Consider the following 20600-nt stretch of genomic DNA (forward strand, 5'->3'; position numbering starts at 1 on the left):
CCGTCCGGGTTCCACGGATGCCCGTTGGGGCGCCCGAGATGCCAAGGTTTCGGAACCTCGGGGACGGCGCGCAGCGCGCAGGGCGCCACGCCCCGCGGTCAGGCGTCAGCGGGGACCCGGGCGATCTCGGTGATGGACGAGTGACCGGTGTCGGGGTGCTTCCGCATCGACAGGAGCCGCTCCATCGAGGGCTCGAGCGCCGTGACCTTGTCGAGCGGCGCGCTCACCACGAGCTGGAACCCGAGCCGCAGCCACGCGGTGACCGCACGGCCGGCGAACTCCGAATCCGCCTTGATGAACGCCTCGTCGAGGAACACCGGGGCGAACCGGGGCCGAGGACGCGTCTCGTCGCCGAGCTGGTACCGCAGGGCCGCACCGACGATGAACGCCACGAGTTCCTGCGTCTCGCCACCGGACTTGTCGCCGAGCGACGAGTACACGCCGAGGTCCTTGCCGGCCGTGTCGTAGCGGACCGCGGTGATCTCCATGTGCCGCCGGACGTCGAGCACCGCGTCGCGCTGGGTGGTGCGGCCACGGGCCGCGTCGGGGTCGGGGCGGATGACGGCCATGAAGCGTCGGAGTCGGCGGAACCGGGTCTCGAGCACGTCGTCGGTCAGCTCGGAGTCGACCGAGGCCGACAGGGCTCGGAGCTCGCGGCGGAACGCGGTGACGTCCTCGCGCGTGACCCGGCGGATCTGGATCTTCAGACGGTCGCGGTTGGCGCCGAACGGCAGGTCCCGCAGGATCTCGTTGACCGGTTCGAGGCGCTCCTCGATCTCCACGACGGCGCGGTCGAACGCACCGGCGAGCGGCACCAAGTCCTCACCGCTCCACTGCGACAGCCGTCGACGCCACTCGGTGCGGCGGGCGTGCAGGCCGGTCGCCACGATCTGGTCGAGGATGGCGTGGTAGTCCGGGTACGACGCGACCCCGGTGCCGAGGTTCGGGTCCGGCCAGGCGTCCTGGTAGCGCTGGAACGTGAGTGTCAGCGACGCCGAGGCCGCTGCGGCGCCGTCGAGCGCCTGCGACAGCCGTTCCTCCAGCCGGCGTCGGAGCCGTCGGGTGGCATCGTCGAAACCGTCCACACCGTCCGGTGCACCGACCTCGGCGAACGCCTCGGCGAGCAGTCGCGACTGCTCGTCGTCGGGCAACGACTCCGGGCTGTCGTCGAAACGCGACAGGATCTCGGCGGCGGCGTCCTGCCCGTCGACGAGCACGGCGTGCCGCTCCTCGAGCCGCTGCACGGAGAGCCGGGCGGCGGAGCGACGGTCGGCGGTCTCGTCGAGCGACTTCCGCAGTCGGGCCACCGAGGCGCGCAGGGTCCGCAGGCCGTCGTCGGCGGCGAGCAGCGCCTGCCGTTCCTCGTCGAGACGAGCCAGTGCGGTCTCGACACCATGGACGTCGATGGCGTCCCAGGTCACGTCGACCACGTGCTGGTGCGCGGCGCGGAGCACGTCGAGCGCGGTGAGGTCCTGCGCGACGTCGGTGCGCCGTGCCTCGAGCGTGGCGAGGTCCTGCGCGATGGACGCGAGTTCCTGCTCGACAGCGGCGACACGTGCCTCGTTCGTGAAGCCGATGACGTTGGCCTGACGGCGGTCGCCGTGCGCACCTCGACGGCCGTCGCGGAGCTGCCCGGACTCGGTGACGCGTCGCCCACCGCCGCCGAGCTCCGAGGCGTCGGTCACGCAGCGCGCGTCGGTGCGGTCGGACTCGATCCGCTCGCGCACCCAGGTGCTGAAGGGCGACTGCTTGATGGCGAGCTTGCCGGACACCATCGCGGGGTCGCCGTCGAGGTCCAGGTGCGGTCCGGTCGGCACGCCCTCGAACTGCACTCGGACCGGCAGTCGGAGCGCGTCGATCGCCTCGCTGAACGCACCGAGGCGGTCCTGGTCGACCAGCAGCGTCCGGGCGACCGGGGCCAGGACGGACTCGATCGCCGTGCGCCAGCGCTCCTCGCCGGGCTGGACGTCGAGCAGCTCGGCGACGAACGGCAGGTCGGCGGGGTCGATGTCGGCGGCGCGGGCCATCGCGAGTCGGGCCTCGTGCATCGGCAGCGGCATCGCACCCTGGCGGTGCTCGAGCGACTGTCGCTCCTGGCGCAGCGAGCGCTCCCGGTCGAGCAGCGGGTACTCCTCGCGCGTCAGGGCGTCGCGGCGGTCGTCCAACGACGAACGCGAAGCGGTGTACGCACCGAGGAACTCGTGCGCGGCGCGCTGGACCACGGTGAAGTCCTGCTCGGTCGACACCGACACACCCAGCACGGCGGTCCGCTCGTCGAAGGTCGTCCGGGTGCGCACGACGGCGTCGCGCTCCCGGGTCCGGCGGTCGATGCGGTCCTCGAGCTGGGCGAGCGCGTTGCCGCCCTGGTCGCGCAGCCGGGCCTCGGCGTCGCGCAGTTCGATCTCGACCGCGGCGTGCCGTGCCTCGGCAGCGGCGACCTCGGCACGCGATGCCGTGCGTTCGCGGCCGTTCCGGTCGACCTCGGCGTCGAGCAGGTCGCGCTTGCGCGACGCGGTCCAGTGCGCGAACGGGGAGACCTCGGCGCCGGTGGCGATGCCGTCCAGGGCCTCGGCCGCGGCGCGGGACCGCTCGATCTCGGTGTGCAGCTCGGTGATGGGGGAGAGGATGCGGACCTTGCGCTCCTCGGTGTCCATCGCCTCGTACGCCTCGTCGAGCGCGGAGAAGTGCGCGAGGGCACGGTCTGCGGCCTCGTAGGTCCCCGGGGTCTCGAGCACGAGCGACTTGTACAGCGCGTCGACCGTCGGCAGGTGCTGCCCGGCCTGGATGCGGGCGAGCAGGCGCATGGCCCGGTTGCCACCACCGGAGTCGCCGATGCCGAGCCGGGTCTGCAGTGTGTACGCGAGCTCCTGGTAGGTGTCGCGGATCACGAGCCCGGGCACGCGTCCGGTCAGCTCGAGGTGGTGGAACCGCGTCGGCACGAACTCCTCGAGCCGGCGCAGGTCGAAGGTGTCGTCGACCGTCGCCATGGTCATCTGGATGTCGCCGACGCCCCGTGCGCGCTTCGGCACGATGTACGCCCGCAGCACCGTGAAGCGCCGCTCGTCGTCGTTCCGGAACGTCACGGCGGCCGCGCCCCAGGTGGTCTGGTCGTCGCCGCGCAGGTTCACGTCGCGCAGCGCACCGGACTCGGGGTCGCGGCGGGTGTCGACCTTGCCGCGCAGGTACGTGAGCAGGTTGCGCTGGTCGGCGCTGCGAGCGCGCCCGGTCGTCGCGTCGTTCGAGGCACCGTTGAACGGCACGTCGGACGGCATCATCACGGCCAGGTACGCGTCCATCAGCGTCGACTTGCCGGTTCCGGACGCGCCGGAGATGAGGGTCGCGGTGCCGGACAATTCCACCTGGCGGTGGCCGTGGAAGCCGCCCCAGTTCACGACCTGCATCGACTCGGCGCGCCACTGCGCGACCGTGTCGAACAGGGCGGGGATCGCGAAGGTGTCGGTCATGCTTCCGTCTCGCCGTCGTCGTCGGTGTCGGTCTCGGCTTCGCCGTCAGCCGGGAGGCCCGTGTCGGCTCCGTCGGTCGGCTCGCCACCCGGCGTGGCCGGGTCCTCCTGCGCGGTGGTGGTCCGCAGCCACGTGTCCAGTTCCAGCAGGCGCTCGAGCGGGAGTAACACCTCGACGACGCTCGCCACCCGGAAGCGGTCCGGGTCCGAGGTGCGGATGAGGATGCGAGCCGTCACCAGGCGCTCGATCGCCTTGGTCACCCGACCCTCGTCGCGCGTGCGGTCGGTCGCGGTCGCCGGCCGGAACCCGGCGACGTGCCCGAGGATCTCGGAGCGGTCGACGACGACCTGGTCCGGACCCGGTCGAGCGTCGGCGCGCAGGCGCATCCGCAGGTAGACGAGGACGATCGTCTCCTCGCGGGTGTACGGCAGGTCACGCAGCAGCGTCGGGAACGTGCGGCGCTGGCTCTCCGAGCGCGCTTGGCGCTTCCAGGCGACCTCGCGGTCACGGTCGACGTGCAGTTCGAGGAACAGGTCGTTCAGGCGCGACCGCAGCTGGTACTCGGCGTCGAGGACGGCACGCCACTCGTCGGGGTGCGTGCGGGAGCTGACGTACGAGTGCCGGAGCAGCGCGACCAGGGCGCGTCGCTGGTGTTCGTCGAGCCGGCCCTCGTCGCCCTCGAAGAGGGCGAAGCTGGACTCGTCGCGCTCGTCGTCCTGCATCACCGATGCGGGGTCGTCGTAGGGGAACGTCTCGTCGACCGGTGCCGGTGTCGTGTCGCTCACCGTGCCTCCTGTGCGTTGTCGTCGTGGGGATCGCCGACCGGCGCGTGCTCGGCAGCGAGCGCAGCGGTGGGCATGTGGAAGGTGACCGGGCTGCCGTCCGGACGAACCGTCCGGTGCTCGGCGATGTGCGCGGCGGACTCGAAGTCGTCGCGGCCGGTGAGCAGGTGGGCGAGGCCGAAGAGCTCGACGGGGCGGCGCTGCTCGGGCGGCAACCCGTGGAAGGCGTCGACGCTCGAGTCGGCCTCCGCGAACCGGAGCGCGGCACGCAGCTCGGTCAGGAGCGGACCGCCGTGGCGCCGGAGCATCTCGACGTCGAGGTCCTCGAAGACGTCGTCGTCGGGCTCCTCGATGGGCGGGGGCACCGACTCAGCGTCCGGGTCGTAGAAGCGCTCGCGCAGGGTGCCGACCTCGGCCGATGCCGGCAGCAGCGGGAGCGGGATGCGGTCGCGCGCGCCACCCTGGTCCATCAGGGTGGCGAGCCCGCGGTTGATCGACCGGATCACGGCGTCGAGCTCGCGGTCGCGGACCACGTCGTGGGCGACGATCTGGTCGCGCAGCGTCGCGGTGAGCTGACGCCGCTGGGCGAGGACGTCCTCGATGCCCTGACGGAGGATCGTCACCGTGTTCCGGAACGCCCGCCGCTCGCCGGCTCCGAGCCCGTCGGCGAACGAGTGGGACAGGATCGTCGCGATGTCGTCGCGCAGGCGGAGCAGCAGGGCGTCGTCGCGCAGGAGCTCGAAGGCGCCCTCGAACGCACGGCCCTCGGGCGTGGCCTGCATGAGGTTGTCGGTGCGGGCCAGGTAGTCGTCGAGGATCTCGCCGATCGGGCGCACCTCTTGCCGGAAGTCCTCGACGATCGAGCGGTGCATCGTCGCCACGGCCTCTTCCACGCGCTTGAAGTCGCTCGGGAGCTGCCGGATCAGGTCGGAGATGTTCGTGTACCCGTCGCGCATCCGGTCGTCCTCGACGGTGACGACGTCGTCACCGTGCTCGAGACGTTCACGCTCCGCCTGCAGTTCGGCGATCTGGGCGTCGATGCGGCGGATCTGCACGTCGGGGTCCGGCTCGGCGCGGGCGGCCCAGCGGTGCACGGCGTCGACGATCATCGCCAGGCGGCTCTCGCTGATCAGGGCACGGTCGGCGGACAGGGCGTCGACGAGGCTCAGAGCCTCGAGCGCGTGGCTCGTCAGGGAGTACTGCTCGTCGCCGTCGGGGGAGTTGGAGCGGACGAGCCACTGGGCCGCCACCCACTCGCGGCAGAGGGCGCGGCCGTTCGGTCGGGGGTCCGGCTCGCTTTGTTCGTGGTGTTCGTGGTGTTCATGCTGTTCGCTCGCGGGGACGCGCGCGCCCGACGCCTGCAGGCGGGCGACGTGTTCCTCGACCTGCAGGTGCATGCGGTCGGCGGGGACGTACTGGACGTCGCGGTCGAACACCGTGCGGAACACGGCAAGGACCGTCGCGCTCGTCGGGCGGGACATGAGGCGCAGGGTCGGACGGTCGAGGACCGCTCGGACCCGGGCGAACTCGAGGTCGACGTCGGTCATGCGCCCCTTCGTCCGATCGTGCTGATGGTGTGGCCCGCGTGCTGCGGCCTGGTGAGATGACAAGAGCCCGACGCTGCTGCGTCGGGCTCTGTCTCAAGGGTGGGCGATACCAGACTCGAACTGATGACCTCTTCGGTGTGAACGAAGCGCGCTACCAACTGCGCCAATCGCCCCCTGCACTGTTCGTGCGGATCGATACTAGCGGAAGTCCGGCGGTGCATCGAACACGACGCGCTGCCCGGGTGTGGCGCGTGGGTCGCGCGTGTGCGGCGGTCGCACGGTGCCGTGTCCGTACGTGGTCGCACAGTGCCGTGTCGGCGCCCCGGTGCGAGCTTGATCGCACGGTGCGGCGCCGTAAGCGGCCACGAAGCACGCAACCGCGCACCAGCCGGCGAAAGGCGCACCGTGCGAAGGGTGCCGTACCGGCCGGATCCGCATGAACTCGGGGGACACGCCCGGTGAACGGGAAGGATTTTGGCGGAAGCCCCCGGGTTCGTATAGAGTTTACGTCGTCGCCGCGACAGCGGAAAGACAAGTGCGGATGTGGCGCAGTGGTAGCGCATCACCTTGCCAAGGTGAGGGTCGCGAGTTCGAATCTCGTCATCCGCTCGAGTGTGGGGCTTCTCGAAGCCTCGCGACTCACCAGAGGGTATCCCACCGTTCGGGTACTCACGGAGACGTGAACCTCGATGGTGGGGTGGCCGAGAGGCTAGGCAGCGGCCTGCAAAGCCGTCCACGCGGGTTCGAATCCCGTCCCCACCTCCAGCAACACCCTCCAGATCCTGTGCGAACTCCGGTTCAGACAGGGAATCTGGGCGATTGGCGCAGCGGTAGCGCGCTTCCCTGACACGGAAGAGGTCACTGGTTCGATCCCAGTATCGCCCACACAAAACCCCCGGTCTCACCGGGGGTTTTTTTGTTGGCTACGGCGGCCGTGGGACATATGTGGGAATACGGCCAGCGAATGGCACGTGTGGGCGTCGGTCTCCCACCACAGTGAGCGACCTCGCGTACGCGTACGGGCGCACGCGCATTTTTCGCAATCGACCGGGTGATTCGGTGTCGGAGCTCTGTGCCACTCTGACGGCATGAGCAAGAAGCACTCTCCCGCGTACCTTCGCGGCCTGGTCGATGCGGTTGCCGAGTTCGAGGCGGCCCTGCGGGAGTTCCTGACGATGCACGAGCCGAACACCCTGGCCCGCGGGATCTTGCCTGCCGTCTACAGGCGCGAAGGCGTAGCCGACGCTGAGTACGCCACCTCGCAGCGTCGCGTGGAGATCGCATCTGGCCGTGCTGGCGCTGCGGTCGCCATCACAGGAACGCGCTACGAGGTGCAGGGCATGGGCGTGGTCGATCCAGTCGCGGCATGGTCAACCATCCTCGGCCCGAAGCCCGTCCTGGAGCCCGAGAACATCCTGTCGGCGTGCGGACAGATGCTTGGCCGGCTCGAAGTGCACATCGCGGAGGCAGAGGCGAACGCGGTGCCGACGGTGAGCGCCGAGGCGATGCACCCGTTGGTGTGGGGCGCCGCCCGGGCCATGTGGCGCGACGGTCACTACCGGCAGGCGGTGGCAGGGGCCGCCGAAGCTCTGGTGGGGCAGTTGAAGGCTCGCACCGGACGCAACGGCATCGCGGAGACCGCGCTGTGGCAGGAGACGTTCTCCGAGCGACCGCCCGAGATCGGCAAGCCGCGGATGCGATGGCCGGGCGACCCAACCGACCGCACCGTGCGCTCCATGAACGAGGGCCTGCGGAGCATCACGGCTGGCGTGCAGATGACCATCCGCAATGCCGCCGCGCATGAGACCGAGCAGTGGACGCTGGTGGAGGCGTCGGAACGGCTGGCTGTCCTGAGCCTCATCGCCAGGTGGCTGGAGACCTGCGTGATCGAAGAGGTCTAGCGCCAGCATGCCGAACGGCCCGCAGCGGTGAGATCACTGTGGGCCGTTCGGGTCTCAGACTAGGCGGTCGGATCGCCACGAAGCGCAGGCAAACGATGGCCCGCAAGTCCCGGAAGTACAGCGCGTTGGATGCGAAGACATGGGCGTAGCCGCGCCGTTGAGTGACCCTCTACTCTGAGAACACGACGACCCGAGGGGCACCATGACCGACCATGATTTTGACATCGCTGTGACGTTCGCAGGGGAGGATCGGGAGTTCGTCGATGAGGTCGTAAAGCTGGTCAAGGCGAGCGGGATGACGGTGTTCTACGACGAGGACGCCAAGGTCGAGATGTGGGGCGAAGATCTCACGGAGTTCTTCGCTGACGTGTACGAGCGACGTGCGCGCTACGCAGTCATGTTCGTCTCTGCCCAGTACGCGGCGAAGGCATGGACTCGCCACGAGCGGCGGAGCGTTCTGGTGAGGGCCATCGAGAGTCCGACGCCCTACCTGCTGCCGGTCCGCCTCGATTCCACGAAACTGCCCGGAGTGCGGAGCACCGTGGCTTACCTTGATGGCCTGGCCGAAGGACCAGCAGGGGTCGCTGAAGCCGTCAAGGCGAAGGTCGGGGCGTCGCGCGCCGATGGTGAGCTTCGCTTCAACGGTCGAGTCCCACGGTCGCCAGCCGAAGCGGCGACGCTCTTGGGTGAGCGTCCGCCGGGTTGGGAGTACATCGCTTTCAGCTATTGGCTCAGCGCCGGTCTGGAACAGCGTCGGTCGGCGTACAACGACCACATCATGGGCTTCGCGTTGGGGGGCGAGTTCATCCCCGGGGACGCCCTGATGGACTACCTCCAATCGGAAATGGCCCGAATCATGGGCGTCACCGAGACCTTCGAAAGTCTCTTGCTTGGTCCAGCCCAGGACGCGGCGATGGGCGCGCGGGGCGAACCCGGCGATGCCGACCTCATCGAGCATCTGGCTGGACGGCTGTTGCTCATCTATGACGAGTTGCTGGCGTGGGCGTACCGGCTCCGCTCCGCGTCGACCTCGACGGGCGAGGGCCGGGCCGTATTGCGCGCGCTCGCTGACTACGCGGCGCAGCCCGTCGAGGCGGTCCGGGATTTCATCATCGATCTTCAAAAGCGCATGGATGTACTGACCGAGACGTTGGAGCGCGGCGAGACCGTCGCATTGCAGCTGACGATAGCGTTCGACATCTCGGATGAGGTTTCGTCGCGGTATCACGCCGCCCTTGACAGCTACGGCAAAGCGCAGAACTAGGCGATCGAGTGTTTCGACGGATCAGGCTGTTGCGAAGCCACTTGACCTGTCGCACCGCCCCCGGACGTGCTCCGACGGCGGTTCGCGACGGTCGGTGGTCTGCTACAGCTGGCTGGAGCGTAGGCGGGCGATTGCCCGCGAGTCGAGTGCATACGCCGCGCCCGATGCGAACACCCGCTGGTAGCCGACCTCATCCGCGCGGAACAGCGCCGAGCGTGCCCCCGACGTCACCTCGCCGCCGTTCTCGCTTTCGGTGAGCACAGCAGCCCAGGCGGCGAGCGGCGCCAGAGTGGCCTCGCGCTGCTTCGCCGCCACGGCGTCCGCTTCGCCGAGAGCCACGAGCCGATCGAACAGCCGGTCCTGGAGTTCGACGGCCAGGGCGTCGGGCTCGGTGGCGTTCAGGACGTCGGGCAGGGTCTCGACCATCGACAGCAGGGCAGCCACCCGGTTCTCGTCGGCCGCGTCGATGACGTCGAGGATGGTCCGGCCGTGGTCGAGCAGCGTCTGCACCTGGGCTCGCTGGATGGTGGCCACCGCCACCTGGTCGGCGGTCGCCGGAGCGCGGCCGGTGAGCACGTCAGCGCGGCTCGGGCCGGTCAGGGCATCGCGGGCTGCGCGTGCGGCAGCAGCGACCTCGGCGTGCGCGGCGTCGGCCGTGCGGATAGCGGTGGCTCGCGCTCGGTCGAGTGCGTCGGGCACCAGGTCGTCGTTGCGCATGTTGACGGCGGCCTGGGCGGCGGCGTCTCGTGCCACCTGAGCGTCGGCGTACGGGGTGGTGTCGGGCGTGTGTGCAGCGTTCTCGGTCATGGTGGTGCTCCTGTCTGGGCTGATGCCCGTTGGTGAGTTGGTGGTGCTGGCCTGGTGAGTCATGCGGTCAGCCGATGGGACGGTTGCCACCGGCGCGTTCGAGATCGGCCAGCAGTCGGTCGAGCGCTCGCTGCATCTGCGGGCGGGTCGTCGCCTTGGCCAGCGTCCGCTCGTAGCGCGCCAGTGCCCTGGACCGTTTGCGCTGCTGAGCCTCCTGGGCCGCCTGAGCGGCCAGGATCGCGTCCTGGTGCTCCGCAGCCAGGTCGGCGACGCAAGCCGCTGAGACGGGCGCAGGGCGCCGCTCCGACGATGTTGCGCGGCTGTCGGCTGGGCAGGGTGATCCCTGTCGCGTCATGCGAACACTTCCGATCGGTCACTAGCGGCGGCTCGCGCCTCCCACCGACGCGCACTGTCGAACGCTCCGTGGCACAGGCGGCACCGAGGGTCGTAGTCCTCTGGATGTGGGCCGTAGGTCATCCACGAGTGCGGAGCCTTGGGCTGGTTCCACCCCTGGAGTTCGTGGGCCGAGTCACCGCGGTAGGACCACTGCTCAGCCTGGCGACCGCAGTCGATGCACTCGTGGTCGCATGCCCGGCCCCGTGCCTCCCGCACCCGGACGTGTGCTGTGGCGTAGGAGATCTCGGTGCTCCACCTCGCGAATCTGTCCACAGCGCCACGTGAGGTGGTGCTGTTGGGCGAGGTTTCTCCTAGGTGTCTTTCCTCTAGTGGTTCCTCGGTGGCTCCTTGGGGGTACGTCGTACGTACCCCTCTCGGTACGTTGGACGTACCTGTCAGGGGTACGTCGGACCTACCTGCCAGGGGTACGTCGGACGTACCCCTCACCTCACCGATCATCGTCGTTCTCCACAGGTCGCAGCCTCAGGGAGTACTCGGCGCGCTGGCCCTCGCGGCCCCTGCGTTCCGATGCAATGGCGCCTCGGCGAACTAGCCCAGTCGTCGCGACCTTGACGCGCTGGAATGCGTTGGTGCGCTGCCGCTCGATCTTCACGGCATCCGGATCACCCGGTGCTGGCTCGTCGGGAATCGCGAATCCGAGAGCGAACGCGGACGATTCCCGCGATGCGAAGTAGCGCGGCTTCGCGTCGGCGTCGAGCGCGGTCAGTGCCATGTAGACAAGCAAGCGAAACTCGTTCGGAGCGAGCGGCACACGTTGTGCGAACACAATCGCTTCGCCCACTAGCCGCGCGCCCACGGTGCGCATTCCGAACTGGTCGATTCCGGCAGTAGGTCGCTATACTGAAACTGCTGCGGATGAATGCCCTGGTGACGGCTTCGGATCTCGGCGACTGGCCTGGTTCGCTCTATTCCCCGTGGGGCGAGCCAGGCGCCGACTCCCCAGTAGAGCAAGAGCAACAGCCATGGGATGGCGCCCCACGCGAGCAGCGCCCCCATCAGCGACCACCCGGCCCGAGGGGCTTACCAAGCGCGTCGAGGTCCGCTTGGCGGATTCGGACCAGTCGCGGTCCATACCGGTAGGCGGCCAGGCGGCCACTCGATACCCAGCGCCGAATCGTCTTGTAGTCCACGCCCATCTGCGCCGCTGCGTCGGCGATGGACAGATCTGGGGTCGTCCGTGTGCTCACGGAATCCTCCGGTGAAGTCGCTCGGAGAGCAGCGCCGTGACTTGGCACTGCTCGATGATGAACGACCTACGTCCGAGGAACCCGCCGTCAGCGATTTCGGTCTAGTTGGGGGCTCCCGGCCGATTCCCAACTGCTGAGAACAATACCACAGACGGGCATCGACGGCGATAGTGCGCCACGTTGTTCGTACGTTGTTGAGTGTGGCTCTACACATTCCCATTGAGCATTACTGAACCCCTGTTGTCGCATTCCGACAGGCCCCTTTGTGCAGTTCGGTGCACTACTGAGGCGGCGCCTTCGGAACGTCGCTGGGTGGCTATACGGTCGCAGGACGGGGCGCACGACCGGAACGGGTCTACGGCGTATCCATGCCCTTTGATCGCGAGCCATTGCGGCCCACGAGGTGGTCCATTCGGGCGAGCGCAAGGTCCGCCTGTGCCTCATCCCCAGCGGCACGAGCGACCGCGACTGTAGCCAGTTCTCTCCGCAGCGCCACGATGCGCTTGGCGGCCGTGCGAGCCTGAGCAGCAGTGAGCATCACGACTGCACCGCAGCCCTTGCCACCGACACTCCAGTTGTCTCCACTACCGGCACTGCTGCGTCCTCACTCATCGGCCATCCGAGCCGCCAGTTCGGCGTCGCGGCCGGTCACGGCCTGGTACCGCATTGCAGCCGCCACCGTCGAGTGACCGAGCCGCGCCTGGATCTCCCGCAGCGTGGCGCCGGTCTGGGCGTAGCGGGTACCAGCGAAGTGGCGCAGTGCGTGCCAGGGCATGTCCGTACGGCCCGCCGCCTCTCGTGCCGGATACCAGGACCGAGCGAACGTGGACTGCGCGAGGTGCATGCCGCTGCGGGACGGGAACAGCAGCGCGCCCGCGTCAGGCCCCACACGGTCGTTGAGGTGACCGATCACGGCTGAGCGGGCGGTGGGCGGCAGTGCGACGACGCGGACGCCAGCCGCCGACTTGGGCAGACCCACCCTGAAACCACCGGCTGTGTGCACGACGGCCCGGGACACGCTCACGAGCACGGTCGAGTCGGTCAGCGTGACGTCCGATCGACGCAGTTCGGTCAGTTCGCCGTAGCGCAGACCGCCCCACGCAGCGATGAGCACGGCGAGCCGCAGGTGATCGGGCATGTGCTTCACGATCGTGCGAAGTTCCTCCAGCGTGGGTGGCTCGACCTTGCGACCCGTCGTCGCGTTCTGAGCGCCGCGGACCTGTGCTGGATTGGCGGTCAGGATGCCGTCGCCGGTCGCGGTCTGCAGGATGGCCCGCAGTAGTCCGTAGGCACGGGCGGCCTGGGTCAACTTGCCCGAGGCCGTGAGCCCCGCGTACCAGGTGCGCACCATGACCGGGGTGATCTGTGCGACGGGCGCAGTCAGTAGCGGCTGCAGAGGCCCAGCCAGCAGCCGCTCGTACTCGACCCTGGTGCGCTCACGGAGCGGCGCCCCGTCTCGTCCGGTCCTGGTCGAGATCCACGACCTCGCGTACGCCTCCAGTGACTCGTGGGCTTGCAGGGCCGCACGCGGTGGGCGCCAATCGCCCGTCACCACACGGGAGCGCTGCTGGGCGAGCCAGCCTCGGGCGTCCGTCATGTTGTCGAACGTGGTGGGTGCCGCGTGCCGCTCGCCGTCCGGTCCGACGTACCGCGCTCGGATTCGACCACTGGGCAGCCGGTCGAGCTGCCCCCACGACTCTCGCGTCTTGCGTGCCTTTGGTCGCGCCATGGTCCCCGTCCTCGTCGTGGGACAACGTGGGATATCTCCTGTCCCACGGTGTCCTCTAGAGGGTAACAGCGGGTAGGTGGTCATGCGCTCCGATCCCAGTGCTGGCAGGGCAGATCGGCGTAACGGCGGGGGAGCGACGGCGCCCAGCAAGACTGGTTCGATCCCAGTATCGCCCACCACCGAGGAGCCCCCGGCAGGACCATCAGGTCCGGCCGGGGGCTTTCGTCTGCCCGGGACCACGCCCTCTCGTTCACGCAGGACACTCGGCACGGATCTGGCACGTTCTGCTGTCCCGCCGCATCGGAACCGCGCTGTCCCTCCGCGCGTCGCTCTCGCCCGATGGCCTCCTCCGCGTGACCATCTCCGACTTCGACGTCGAAGCCAGAACCGGGTCGCGCTCTGGGGTGGTCGTGCTCGGAATCGCGAGCGCAATCGCCGGAGTTCTCGCGGTCGTCGCCGCGGCCGCCGCGCCTTGCTCATCGTCGTCGTGCCGGCCGGAGCGCTACTCGTAGCGGGCCAGCACTGCAATGGGTTCTCGGACTGCCCTGGTCAAACTCCGGAAGCGAGTTGGCCGGCGACACGGCCATTGGCATCGTGGCGACGGTTGTGTGCGGCGCCGTGCTCATGGGCTTCCGTCGTGCAACGAGGCGTAAAAGAGATCAGGGGACGCGCGCTCAAGGACCTGGTGAGCCAGCGGACGGCCTCCCGAAGGGCCGCGGTATCGCCTGGCCAGCATGCGCCGTCGGCGCGAACACCACAACGGTCGCAAGAAGTGACCCGGGCCTGACGTCGCTGTACTCGTCGCAGGATCTGCAGCATGCATGTCCCGGTGACCGATCCGCTTCTGCGACAGAGATTCATTCCTGGAACGTGGTTCGGTACGCAGTCGGGGAGGTGCCGATGATGCTGCCGAAGTGGCGGCGGAGGTTTGCGTCGGATCGCAGCCCGGTCGCTTCGGCGATCTGGGTCATGGTGAAGTCGGTGCGTTCGAGGAGTTCTCTGGCACGGTCGATCCTGGCGCGGAGGACCCACTGCATCGGGGTGATGCCGGTGTCGGCCGTGAACCGGCGTGAGAACGTCCGCGCCGACACGTTCGCTTGGCGTGCAAGGGCGGCGAGGGAGAGATCGTCCTGGAGGTGGTCGAGTGCCCAGGCTCGGGTGGCTGCGAAGACGTCGCCCAGGGGTTCCGGGATGCTGCGGGGCACGTACTGGGCTTGGCCGCCGCTGCGGTATGGGGCGCTGACGAGGCGTCGTGCGACGTGGTTCGCGAGTGCGACGCCGTGGTCGCGGCGGATGAGGTGGAGGCAGAGGTCGATGCCGCTGGCGGCGCCGGCGCTGGTGAGTACGTCACCGGCGTCGACGAACAACACGTGCTCGTCGACGTCCACCGCTGGGTACTGCTCGCGGAGGACGTGTGTGTAGTGCCAGTGCGTCGTGGCGCGTCGTCCGTTGAGGAGGCCGGCGGCGGCGAGGGTGAACGCGCCGGTGGAGATGGCGGCGATCCGGACACCGCGCTCGTGGGCGGCTTGGAGCGCTGCGATCACCGCTGCCGCTGTGGTGACGTCGGAGGGGTTCCGGTAGCCGGGGACGAGGATGGTGTCGGCCCACGCGAGGGTTTCGAGGTTATTGCCGACGGCGTAGGCGAGTCCGTTCCACCCGTCGACGGTCCCCGCGTGCTCGGCGCAGACGCGGACCTCGTAGGGCATGCTCGGGCGTTTGGCGAAGACGTGAGCTGCGATCCCGACGTCGAGTGCTTTCGCCCCGTCGAGGACGAGCACCGCTACCCGGTGGTCGCTGTCAGTGGTCACGGTCCCGAACCTAGCGCGAGGCCGTGCGGGCACGCGTCTCGCCTCGAGCGGCATGCAGGGCCACGGAGGCGGTGAGCACGAGGAGCACGATCACTGCCGCTGCGACGAACACAGCCCGGTAGGGGGTGGCGAACGAGCCGAGCGCGGCGATGAGCAGGCCCGCGAGGACGGCTCCGGCGCGGCGGGTGTTCGTGAACAGTCCGGAGGCGAGACCCGGGCTCGGGAACACGTCTTGGAACACGGTCAGTCCGAGGCCGGCGACGGTGGCGAAGAACCAGGCGTTCAGGGGTTGCAATGCCAGGAGTTGCCACGGCTCTTGCACCAATGCCACAAGGCCGTAGTAGGCGACACCGCACGCACAACCACCAGCGAGGAGGAGCCGGGTCGAGCGGTGTTCTTGGAGTCGCCCGATGAGCAGCAGCGCGGGGATCTCCAAGAGTGCGGCGGCACCGAGGACGATACCTGCCCAGGTGATCGGAGCGCCGAGGTCGTGCGACACGAACAGGGTCGCGATCGTCACGGTGGCGATGTTCGTCGCTTGCAGCAGCGTGAACGCACCGACGACACCCCATCGGTTCCAGCCACGCAGCTGCGCGAGCAACCGCGGACGAGATGCCGCGTCATCAGCGGGAGCGGGGCGGCGTTGGCGGAGCAGCAGGAACGCGGTGGTGACGTTGACCAGCCCGATGCCGGCGAGGAGTGCCAGAGCTGCCGGGGTGCCTGCCGCACCGGCGACGAGGGTCGCCAGGGGTGGGCCGATCACCCAGGCAAAGGACACGATCGCGCGCGTCCGGATGACTTGCGTAGGTGGCGCCCCTTCGTGGCGGAGCTGCGCGAACAGCAGCGTCGACCCGACGCCGGGCGGGCCGCCGAGGACGACCAGTGCAAGCACGACGATGGGCAGCGACGTCGTGGCGCTGAGGACCGCGACGAGAGCGACGCCGCCGACGGCACAGAACACCAGCGGGCGAAGGTAGTCGCGGCTCCGATCTGCGAGGGTCGGGATGACCAGGGAGGCGACGAACCCACCGACGTTGTAAAGACCGAGGACCCAGCCGACCTCGGTCGCGGTCGCTCCGTAGAGTGACACGAGAAGAACGGCGAGGAGCGGGTTCAGGACCGCGAACTGCAGTGCCCAGAACCACGCTCCCACAGGCCACAGCAGGCGACCCTGCCCCCTGGGGCTGAAGCTGTCGGTTGCCGTTCTGCGAGAGTCGCGGACGTCCTTGTCGGTCACACGATCAGCCAATCGGACTCGGTCCTGCGGCACCAGCGAGCGTCGTGACACCGGCCGTACAGATCGCGCCAGTTCGAGCTGCGAACCACTCGGTACCGTGACCTGATGGTCTCCCTGCGCCTGCCCGTCATTTCATGCAGCCTCGACCCCGCCAGCTGCAGTCGCCGTCTCGCCGAGCAATCGGCAGCCCTCCTGACCGCGACTGGACACCGATCCGACGTCATTGACCTCGCATCGGTCGCGTTGCCGGCTTTCGACAACGACCGGGTGTTCGACAGTGATGCGTTCGGCGCGCTCCACAGTCTCGTCCGTGAGGCTGACGGGGTGGTGCTGGCGTTCCCGATCTACAACTGGGCTCCGTCGTCCACCGTCAAATCGCTCATCGAGGCCACAGGCGCGACCGGCGACGGCCGTCGCGCGGCTTGGTTCGACAAAGTGGTCACTTTCGTGTGCGCTGCCGGTCTGCCGCACAGTTACATGGCGACCGGCGCGCTCACGCAGTCCCTGATGTTGGACTTCAAGTGCGTGGTGAACCCGTACACGGCGTACTTCTCGGAGCGGGACTGGGAAGCAGACACGCTCAGCGAGGACCGGGCCGCCCGCCTGAGCAAGACCATGACGGTGCACGCTGAGCTCGCGAGCCTGCTCAGCGGCAGAACCTACCTTTCGGACTGGGAGGTCTGAGCCTGACAATTCCTGACCGACCAGTTCGTTCAGAGAAGATCAACACCACGAACGCCGTAACGACGCACACTGCTCCGACGATTTTTGTCGGCACACCTGGTGGCAACACGAAGAGCCCGACTCCGCAAGCCGCGAGCACGATCAGGAGAGCGAGAGCCCAGGGGCGCCAGGCCCAGGAAAGCCGAAATTCAAGCCCACAGCCGCTGCATGCATCCGAGCATGGCCGATGGATCCGCCGCGCTGCTGAGAGCGTCGACGGCTCACCAAGGCAAGCGATGGAAGCATCTCCGGCCCGGCCTGCTGGCGGATCCTTCGCCGGGCGTTCGCGGCGTTGACCGGCTCTACTCACACGCTGGCAGTGCTAGGAGTTCCGCGCAGCTAGACACGGTCCAACCGCTCTGACCGTAGGAGTCGTATGCAGACGTGGAAGCGACCTTGACTGCGGTGCCATTCACTTGCGCGAAGAACGGGACGGGATCGCCTTCGGTTGTTCGCTGGATCCAGGCAAGGGTGGCAGTTCGTCCGTGACGTGCAAGCTGATCGAGGCATCGCAGTGCCTCTCCTGGCAGTTCACCATTCCCGTGAACTTCCACCTGCCCGCAGTCCTTCCCCGTCGGTACGTGTACCCAGCTCGGTGCTCCGTCGAGTTTCCGAGCGGCTTCGACGGGATCAGCGGGGGTGCCACTGCAGGCTGCGAGGAGCGCCACAAAGACGAGCGCGAGCCCTGCCCCGATGATCTGACGCTTGTCCACGAGATGAGCATGGCCGATACGGAAGCGCTCAACGGTCACGATCCAGCAACGTGTCGATAGCCGCTCGGTCAGCGGGACTGTGACGCGACGCCGCCGCGGATGGGTCAGTAGCCACGGCGGTAGAGCGTTTGATACACGAACACCCAGACGACGAGGGCGGCCAACCCGACCCCACCGATCCACTTCGCGGTCGTGCCACCGGTGAACAGCAGCCAGAAGCACGGCGCGGTCAAGAATTCGGTGCCGACTGCAATGGGGATTCGATAGCGCGTTGTCCATGTCTTTGGGATTGGGCCGTCAGATTCGTCAACATCGCTCACGACGCGAGCGTCGTTCCGGCGACGACAGGCAAAGTGGCCTCGGCTAATATGTGCGGCTTCACGCCTCGACGAGTTCCGTTGGCCGATCAGGTACCGGACGCCGCGAGTGGAGGGTTGAATGCAAGCATGTTGTCCCGCCTGCCGCCTCGTGTGCTCGGCCTTTCAATCGGCGCGGGGGCTCTGGCCGCAGGACTCGTCATTGCGCTCATCGGCGCCGGCGTCGGGTACGTCGGGCTCATGGCCGGAGGGCTGGTCATCAGTGCGATGGGGTTCCTGGCCGCGATCGTTGGTGCGATTGGCTTCGCACTGCACGGGTCCGCCCGATCCGACGGTGAGTGAACGGAACGATCCTGAGCCGCTGGGAGTGTCCGATCGGCGATCGCTCATCGGGACGCGGGTTGAGGTGTGCTTCGGGTAGCTTCGGCATCATGATGAACCGCGAGCGGCTGGGCCGACGTCTGCCTCTGTGGGCGCTGCTTGTCGCCGGTGTCGTTCTCCTCGGCGTCGCAGCATTGCTGTTGTTGATCGTCGACTCGAAGTTGGTCTTCCTGGCTATCTCGCCACTGACCATCGTCGGGCTGTTCACGCTCGCCTCCGCCGGCGGAGAGTGGCGACGACGAAGCGACAACCAGCGCGGCCGGTAGCCGATCGGTCCTGTAGACGCTATCCGGCTCGGGCGGCAACTAACCGCTACCGAACCCGTCTCGTCCGGCATGCTCTTGCAATGGACTTTTCGTGGTGGACGTGGTGGGGGCTCGTGGCCGTCATGCTGATCGGGCTTGGGCTGATCGGGCGTGCTGCTGTCATCGCCGTCCGCAGGGATGGGATCGGCCGGGCTAGAGCAGAGCGCGGGACCAGTGCTCGGTGGTTCTGGTCAGGGATCGGAGTGCTCGTCGTCGCGGGTGCGCTACTGGTTGTGTGGGTCATCGCGCTCGACAGCTGACCGTGGCCGGTCGACTCTGCCTCGATGAAGGATCCCCTTCCGAACGCCCGCCGCCGCAGGTGACCACTCGTGCCGTCGAAGCGGTGCCAGGTACCGGTTCCCCTTCGAGTCGCGGAGGTCGGCGTCAAACAGTCTCAGCCGTCCTCACGGTGATCGCCAGGGACGTGCGCGATTGCCGCACGCACTCGCTGCCACCGCCGTCGTTCGATCCAGCTGATGACCGCGATGAGGACGCTGACGCCCAGGAAGCCGAGCAGAAGAACCCCCGAAGTGAGGTCCGCGCCAACGAGGGCGACTCCGAATCCGATGAGCGTTGGCCAAAGGTTTCTCGCCGATGCTTGCTGCCGACGCGTCAGGAGGTCGACGAGCTCCATCGAGTGCGGAGTGGGCGGTGTCTTCCCGCGCATCTGCAAGCGGACGGCACGCCGTTGATCACGCTCGAGGAGTGAGGCAGGGGTTCGCTCGCCGCTGCCGAGGAAGGGCTCCAAACCGTCGTGCCGGCGGGCCCACAACCACCCGAGCAGAGCGATGGTGACCCCCGCGCCGCTGACAATTGCCTTCCAAGGTGATGGCTCGAGTGTCGCCAGGGTCGTACCGACCCCGAAGAAGACAAGGGCTAGTCCGGTCAGGACGGCCTGCACTGATGGACCGACGACTAAGGGCCCTCGTTCTACAAGCACCCTGGCTTGCTGCGCGGCAGCGACCCAACTCGAATCGGTTTGTTCCTCACGGAATGGAGGTTCTCGCGGATCGCTCACGCGTCGAGCGTACGACCCTGTGCGCGCATCAAGCCGATCTCAACAGATAGAGGCGGTCCCGTGCAATTCCAGGCTCGCGGCATCGGAGTCTGCCCAGGGGTGTCCGGGACCACCACGTCCCAGAGCTGGACAGGAGTCTCCTCATGGTCCTGCCCGGGCCTCGAAGACACCGATGATGAATCGACTCCCGCGCGGCGGCGAAGAGGGAGACTGCCATGACGCGAGGCTACGACACGACGGTGGCGAAGAGCCGTCCCGATAGCCGGTCGTTCACCGCTACGCGACCCCTGTCACCCTCGCCGCGGTGTATTGCCCACTGCCGCCTGACCAGCGGCAGTGCCGTACGCCTGCCCCGCAAGAATGCCCGGTGACGGCGCGCGAGAGGGGGCTTTCGTTGCTCCGGATCGGTGGACGCTGTCAGGATCGCGCGGGTTCGAGACATCTCTCAGGAGAAGCACCGATCCGATCGCTCGAAGGAGTCAGCACCATGCAGACCCACATCCGTCCCCTCGTCGCCGCCGCGGCGGCCGCCGCGCTCGTCGCCATCCTCACCGGCTGTGCCGCAGCGTCGCCCGCTGGCCCGGCGACCTCCACGCCGGACCGCGTCGGAGCCAGCACGTCGACGAGCTCGACGCCGACCGAGACGACTGCGCCCTCCCCGACCGCGACTGCACCATCCCCGTTCCCGACCGCCACCGCGACGCCCACGGTCTCGGCGCTCGCCCAGCACATCTACGACGAGTGCAACAAGGGGGCCGACGACGCCGGGGTCGTCCTGGAGTTCACCGCGGACCCGTCCGGGTACACCAGGGACGGCAAGTACCTGCTCGTGTACCCGATCAAGCAGTTCACGGACGGCCACACCGACCCGTGGGCGATCTACAACTGCACCCTCACCGACGGCACGGTCGGTTCGACGTTCGTCGGCGGCGGCGTGACCGACACCCACTGAGCGACCGGACGCGGTGGTCGTGACCAGCGCGGCAGGTGCGGTGCGTGG

The 20600-nt window shown here is 68.3% G+C and carries 19 protein-coding genes and 4 tRNA genes; 10 read left to right on the forward strand and 13 right to left on the reverse strand.

Translation table 11 applies throughout. The features are described from left to right. Nucleotides 1–98: 98 nt before the first annotated feature. The 4 genes from ITJ59_RS05155 to ITJ59_RS05170 all read right to left on the reverse strand — a co-directional run bounded on the left by ITJ59_RS05155 (nt 99) and on the right by ITJ59_RS05170 (nt 5966). Complete coding sequence (locus ITJ59_RS05155) at nt 99–3464, reverse strand: ATP-binding protein (protein ID WP_194650058.1); 3366 nt, start codon at nt 3462–3464, stop codon at nt 99–101. Then, nucleotides 3461–4249 carry a DUF4194 domain-containing protein gene (locus ITJ59_RS05160; RefSeq protein ID WP_194650059.1) on the reverse strand — a complete coding sequence of 263 codons (789 nt, stop codon included), beginning with the start codon at nt 4247–4249 and terminating at the stop codon, nt 3461–3463. The genes ITJ59_RS05155 and ITJ59_RS05160 overlap by 4 nt, the downstream gene beginning before the upstream one ends. Then, entirely contained in the window at nt 4246–5793 is a 1548-nt protein-coding gene (locus ITJ59_RS05165; RefSeq protein ID WP_194650060.1) for a DUF3375 family protein, read from the reverse strand. The genes ITJ59_RS05160 and ITJ59_RS05165 overlap by 4 nt, the downstream gene beginning before the upstream one ends. 100 nt (nt 5794–5893) lie before the next feature. Continuing rightward, a tRNA-Val gene (locus ITJ59_RS05170) sits at nt 5894–5966 on the reverse strand. Between the two features lie 364 nt (nt 5967–6330). On the opposite strand from ITJ59_RS05170, the gene ITJ59_RS05175 reads away from it, so the two are divergent. The 5 genes from ITJ59_RS05175 (at nt 6331) to ITJ59_RS05195 (ending at nt 8958) form a co-directional block, all read left to right on the forward strand. Next, nucleotides 6331–6402 (forward strand) — tRNA-Gly (locus tag ITJ59_RS05175). An 82-nt stretch (nt 6403–6484) separates the two neighbouring features. Beyond that, nucleotides 6485–6558 (forward strand) — tRNA-Cys (locus ITJ59_RS05180). Nucleotides 6559–6606: 48 nt separating this feature from the next. Continuing rightward, nucleotides 6607–6678 (forward strand) — tRNA-Val (locus tag ITJ59_RS05185). A 203-nt stretch (nt 6679–6881) separates the two neighbouring features. Next, nucleotides 6882–7694, forward strand: coding sequence for a TIGR02391 family protein (locus tag ITJ59_RS05190; RefSeq protein WP_194650061.1), 813 nt, complete (start codon nt 6882–6884; stop codon nt 7692–7694). 202 nt (nt 7695–7896) lie between these two features. After that, nucleotides 7897–8958 (forward strand): TIR domain-containing protein, encoded by a 1062-nt coding sequence (locus ITJ59_RS05195; protein ID WP_194650062.1) that lies wholly within the window; start codon nt 7897–7899, stop codon nt 8956–8958. Between the two features lie 102 nt (nt 8959–9060). Here the strand turns inward: ITJ59_RS05195 and ITJ59_RS05200 are convergent, their stop codons facing one another. From ITJ59_RS05200 to ITJ59_RS05220, 5 genes are all read right to left on the reverse strand, one after another. Beyond that, nucleotides 9061–9765: a hypothetical protein gene (locus tag ITJ59_RS05200; RefSeq protein WP_194650063.1), complete on the reverse strand. Its 705-nt coding sequence runs from the start codon at nt 9763–9765 to the stop codon at nt 9061–9063. A 67-nt stretch (nt 9766–9832) separates the two neighbouring features. Beyond that, nucleotides 9833–10120, reverse strand: coding sequence for a hypothetical protein (locus ITJ59_RS05205; protein WP_194650064.1), 288 nt, complete (start codon nt 10118–10120; stop codon nt 9833–9835). A gap of 489 nt (nt 10121–10609) precedes the next feature. Next, the gene (locus ITJ59_RS05210) at nt 10610–10987 is read right to left on the reverse strand and encodes a hypothetical protein (RefSeq protein ID WP_194650065.1); all 378 of its coding nucleotides are present in this window, start codon (nt 10985–10987) and stop codon (nt 10610–10612) included. A gap of 190 nt (nt 10988–11177) precedes the next feature. Beyond that, on the reverse strand, nt 11178–11417 hold the full coding sequence (locus ITJ59_RS19770; RefSeq protein ID WP_416354854.1) for a helix-turn-helix domain-containing protein: 240 nt from the start codon (nt 11415–11417) through the stop codon (nt 11178–11180). Nucleotides 11418–11973: 556 nt separating this feature from the next. Continuing rightward, nucleotides 11974–13098 (reverse strand): tyrosine-type recombinase/integrase, encoded by a 1125-nt coding sequence (locus tag ITJ59_RS05220; protein WP_194650066.1) that lies wholly within the window; start codon nt 13096–13098, stop codon nt 11974–11976. A gap of 353 nt (nt 13099–13451) precedes the next feature. On the opposite strand from ITJ59_RS05220, the gene ITJ59_RS05225 reads away from it, so the two are divergent. Continuing rightward, nucleotides 13452–13610 (forward strand): hypothetical protein, encoded by a 159-nt coding sequence (locus tag ITJ59_RS05225; RefSeq protein ID WP_194650067.1) that lies wholly within the window; start codon nt 13452–13454, stop codon nt 13608–13610. Nucleotides 13611–13955: 345 nt separating this feature from the next. Here ITJ59_RS05225 and ITJ59_RS05230 read toward each other — a convergent pair whose 3' ends face one another. Both ITJ59_RS05230 and ITJ59_RS05235 read right to left on the reverse strand, forming a co-directional pair. Then, on the reverse strand, nt 13956–14906 hold the full coding sequence (locus tag ITJ59_RS05230) for a GlxA family transcriptional regulator (protein WP_323749405.1): 951 nt from the start codon (nt 14904–14906) through the stop codon (nt 13956–13958). 10 nt (nt 14907–14916) lie between these two features. After that, nucleotides 14917–16194 carry an MFS transporter gene (locus ITJ59_RS05235; RefSeq protein ID WP_323749406.1) on the reverse strand — a complete coding sequence of 426 codons (1278 nt, stop codon included), beginning with the start codon at nt 16192–16194 and terminating at the stop codon, nt 14917–14919. Nucleotides 16195–16248: 54 nt separating this feature from the next. On the opposite strand from ITJ59_RS05235, the gene ITJ59_RS05240 reads away from it, so the two are divergent. After that, nucleotides 16249–16827, forward strand: coding sequence for an NADPH-dependent FMN reductase (locus ITJ59_RS05240; RefSeq protein WP_228511067.1), 579 nt, complete (start codon nt 16249–16251; stop codon nt 16825–16827). Nucleotides 16828–17683: 856 nt separating this feature from the next. Here ITJ59_RS05240 and ITJ59_RS19355 read toward each other — a convergent pair. Continuing rightward, on the reverse strand, nt 17684–17812 hold the full coding sequence (locus tag ITJ59_RS19355; RefSeq protein WP_267238352.1) for a hypothetical protein: 129 nt from the start codon (nt 17810–17812) through the stop codon (nt 17684–17686). A gap of 213 nt (nt 17813–18025) precedes the next feature. Here ITJ59_RS19355 and ITJ59_RS05245 point away from each other — a divergent pair, with 213 nt between their 5' ends. Together ITJ59_RS05245 and ITJ59_RS05250 are read left to right on the forward strand one after the other, a co-directional pair. Next, on the forward strand, nt 18026–18238 hold the full coding sequence (locus tag ITJ59_RS05245; protein WP_194650070.1) for a hypothetical protein: 213 nt from the start codon (nt 18026–18028) through the stop codon (nt 18236–18238). A gap of 89 nt (nt 18239–18327) precedes the next feature. Further along, nucleotides 18328–18543, forward strand: coding sequence for a hypothetical protein (locus tag ITJ59_RS05250; RefSeq protein WP_194650071.1), 216 nt, complete (start codon nt 18328–18330; stop codon nt 18541–18543). A 433-nt stretch (nt 18544–18976) separates the two neighbouring features. Here ITJ59_RS05250 and ITJ59_RS05255 read toward each other — a convergent pair whose 3' ends face one another. After that, nucleotides 18977–19600, reverse strand: coding sequence for a hypothetical protein (locus ITJ59_RS05255; RefSeq protein WP_194650072.1), 624 nt, complete (start codon nt 19598–19600; stop codon nt 18977–18979). 487 nt (nt 19601–20087) lie between these two features. Between ITJ59_RS05255 and ITJ59_RS05260 the strand changes: the two genes are divergently transcribed. Continuing rightward, the gene (locus ITJ59_RS05260; RefSeq protein WP_194650073.1) at nt 20088–20552 is read left to right on the forward strand and encodes a hypothetical protein; all 465 of its coding nucleotides are present in this window, start codon (nt 20088–20090) and stop codon (nt 20550–20552) included. Nucleotides 20553–20600: the final 48 nt, after the last annotated feature.

This window comes from Curtobacterium sp. VKM Ac-1393 (assembly GCF_015350995.1).
Taxonomy (GTDB): domain Bacteria; phylum Actinomycetota; class Actinomycetes; order Actinomycetales; family Microbacteriaceae; genus Curtobacterium.

Excerpts from the sequence above, each read along its gene's own strand:
- ITJ59_RS05155 (WP_194650058.1), bottom strand. The coding sequence starts at position 3,464 with ATGACCGACACCTTCGCGATCCCCGCCCTGTTCGACACGGTCGCGCAG.
- ITJ59_RS05165 (WP_194650060.1), bottom strand. The coding sequence starts at position 5,793 with ATGACCGACGTCGACCTCGAGTTCGCCCGGGTCCGAGCGGTCCTCGAC.
- ITJ59_RS05190 (WP_194650061.1), top strand. The coding sequence starts at position 6,882 with ATGAGCAAGAAGCACTCTCCCGCGTACCTTCGCGGCCTGGTCGATGCG.
- ITJ59_RS05195 (WP_194650062.1), top strand. The coding sequence starts at position 7,897 with ATGACCGACCATGATTTTGACATCGCTGTGACGTTCGCAGGGGAGGAT.
- ITJ59_RS05200 (WP_194650063.1), bottom strand. The coding sequence starts at position 9,765 with ATGACCGAGAACGCTGCACACACGCCCGACACCACCCCGTACGCCGAC.
- ITJ59_RS05205 (WP_194650064.1), bottom strand. The coding sequence starts at position 10,120 with ATGACGCGACAGGGATCACCCTGCCCAGCCGACAGCCGCGCAACATCG.
- ITJ59_RS05210 (WP_194650065.1), bottom strand. The coding sequence starts at position 10,987 with ATGCGCACCGTGGGCGCGCGGCTAGTGGGCGAAGCGATTGTGTTCGCA.
- ITJ59_RS05220 (WP_194650066.1), bottom strand. The coding sequence starts at position 13,098 with ATGGCGCGACCAAAGGCACGCAAGACGCGAGAGTCGTGGGGGCAGCTC.
- ITJ59_RS05240 (WP_228511067.1), top strand. The coding sequence starts at position 16,249 with ATGGTCTCCCTGCGCCTGCCCGTCATTTCATGCAGCCTCGACCCCGCC.
- ITJ59_RS05245 (WP_194650070.1), top strand. The coding sequence starts at position 18,026 with ATGTTGTCCCGCCTGCCGCCTCGTGTGCTCGGCCTTTCAATCGGCGCG.
- ITJ59_RS05250 (WP_194650071.1), top strand. The coding sequence starts at position 18,328 with ATGATGAACCGCGAGCGGCTGGGCCGACGTCTGCCTCTGTGGGCGCTG.
- ITJ59_RS05260 (WP_194650073.1), top strand. The coding sequence starts at position 20,088 with ATGCAGACCCACATCCGTCCCCTCGTCGCCGCCGCGGCGGCCGCCGCG.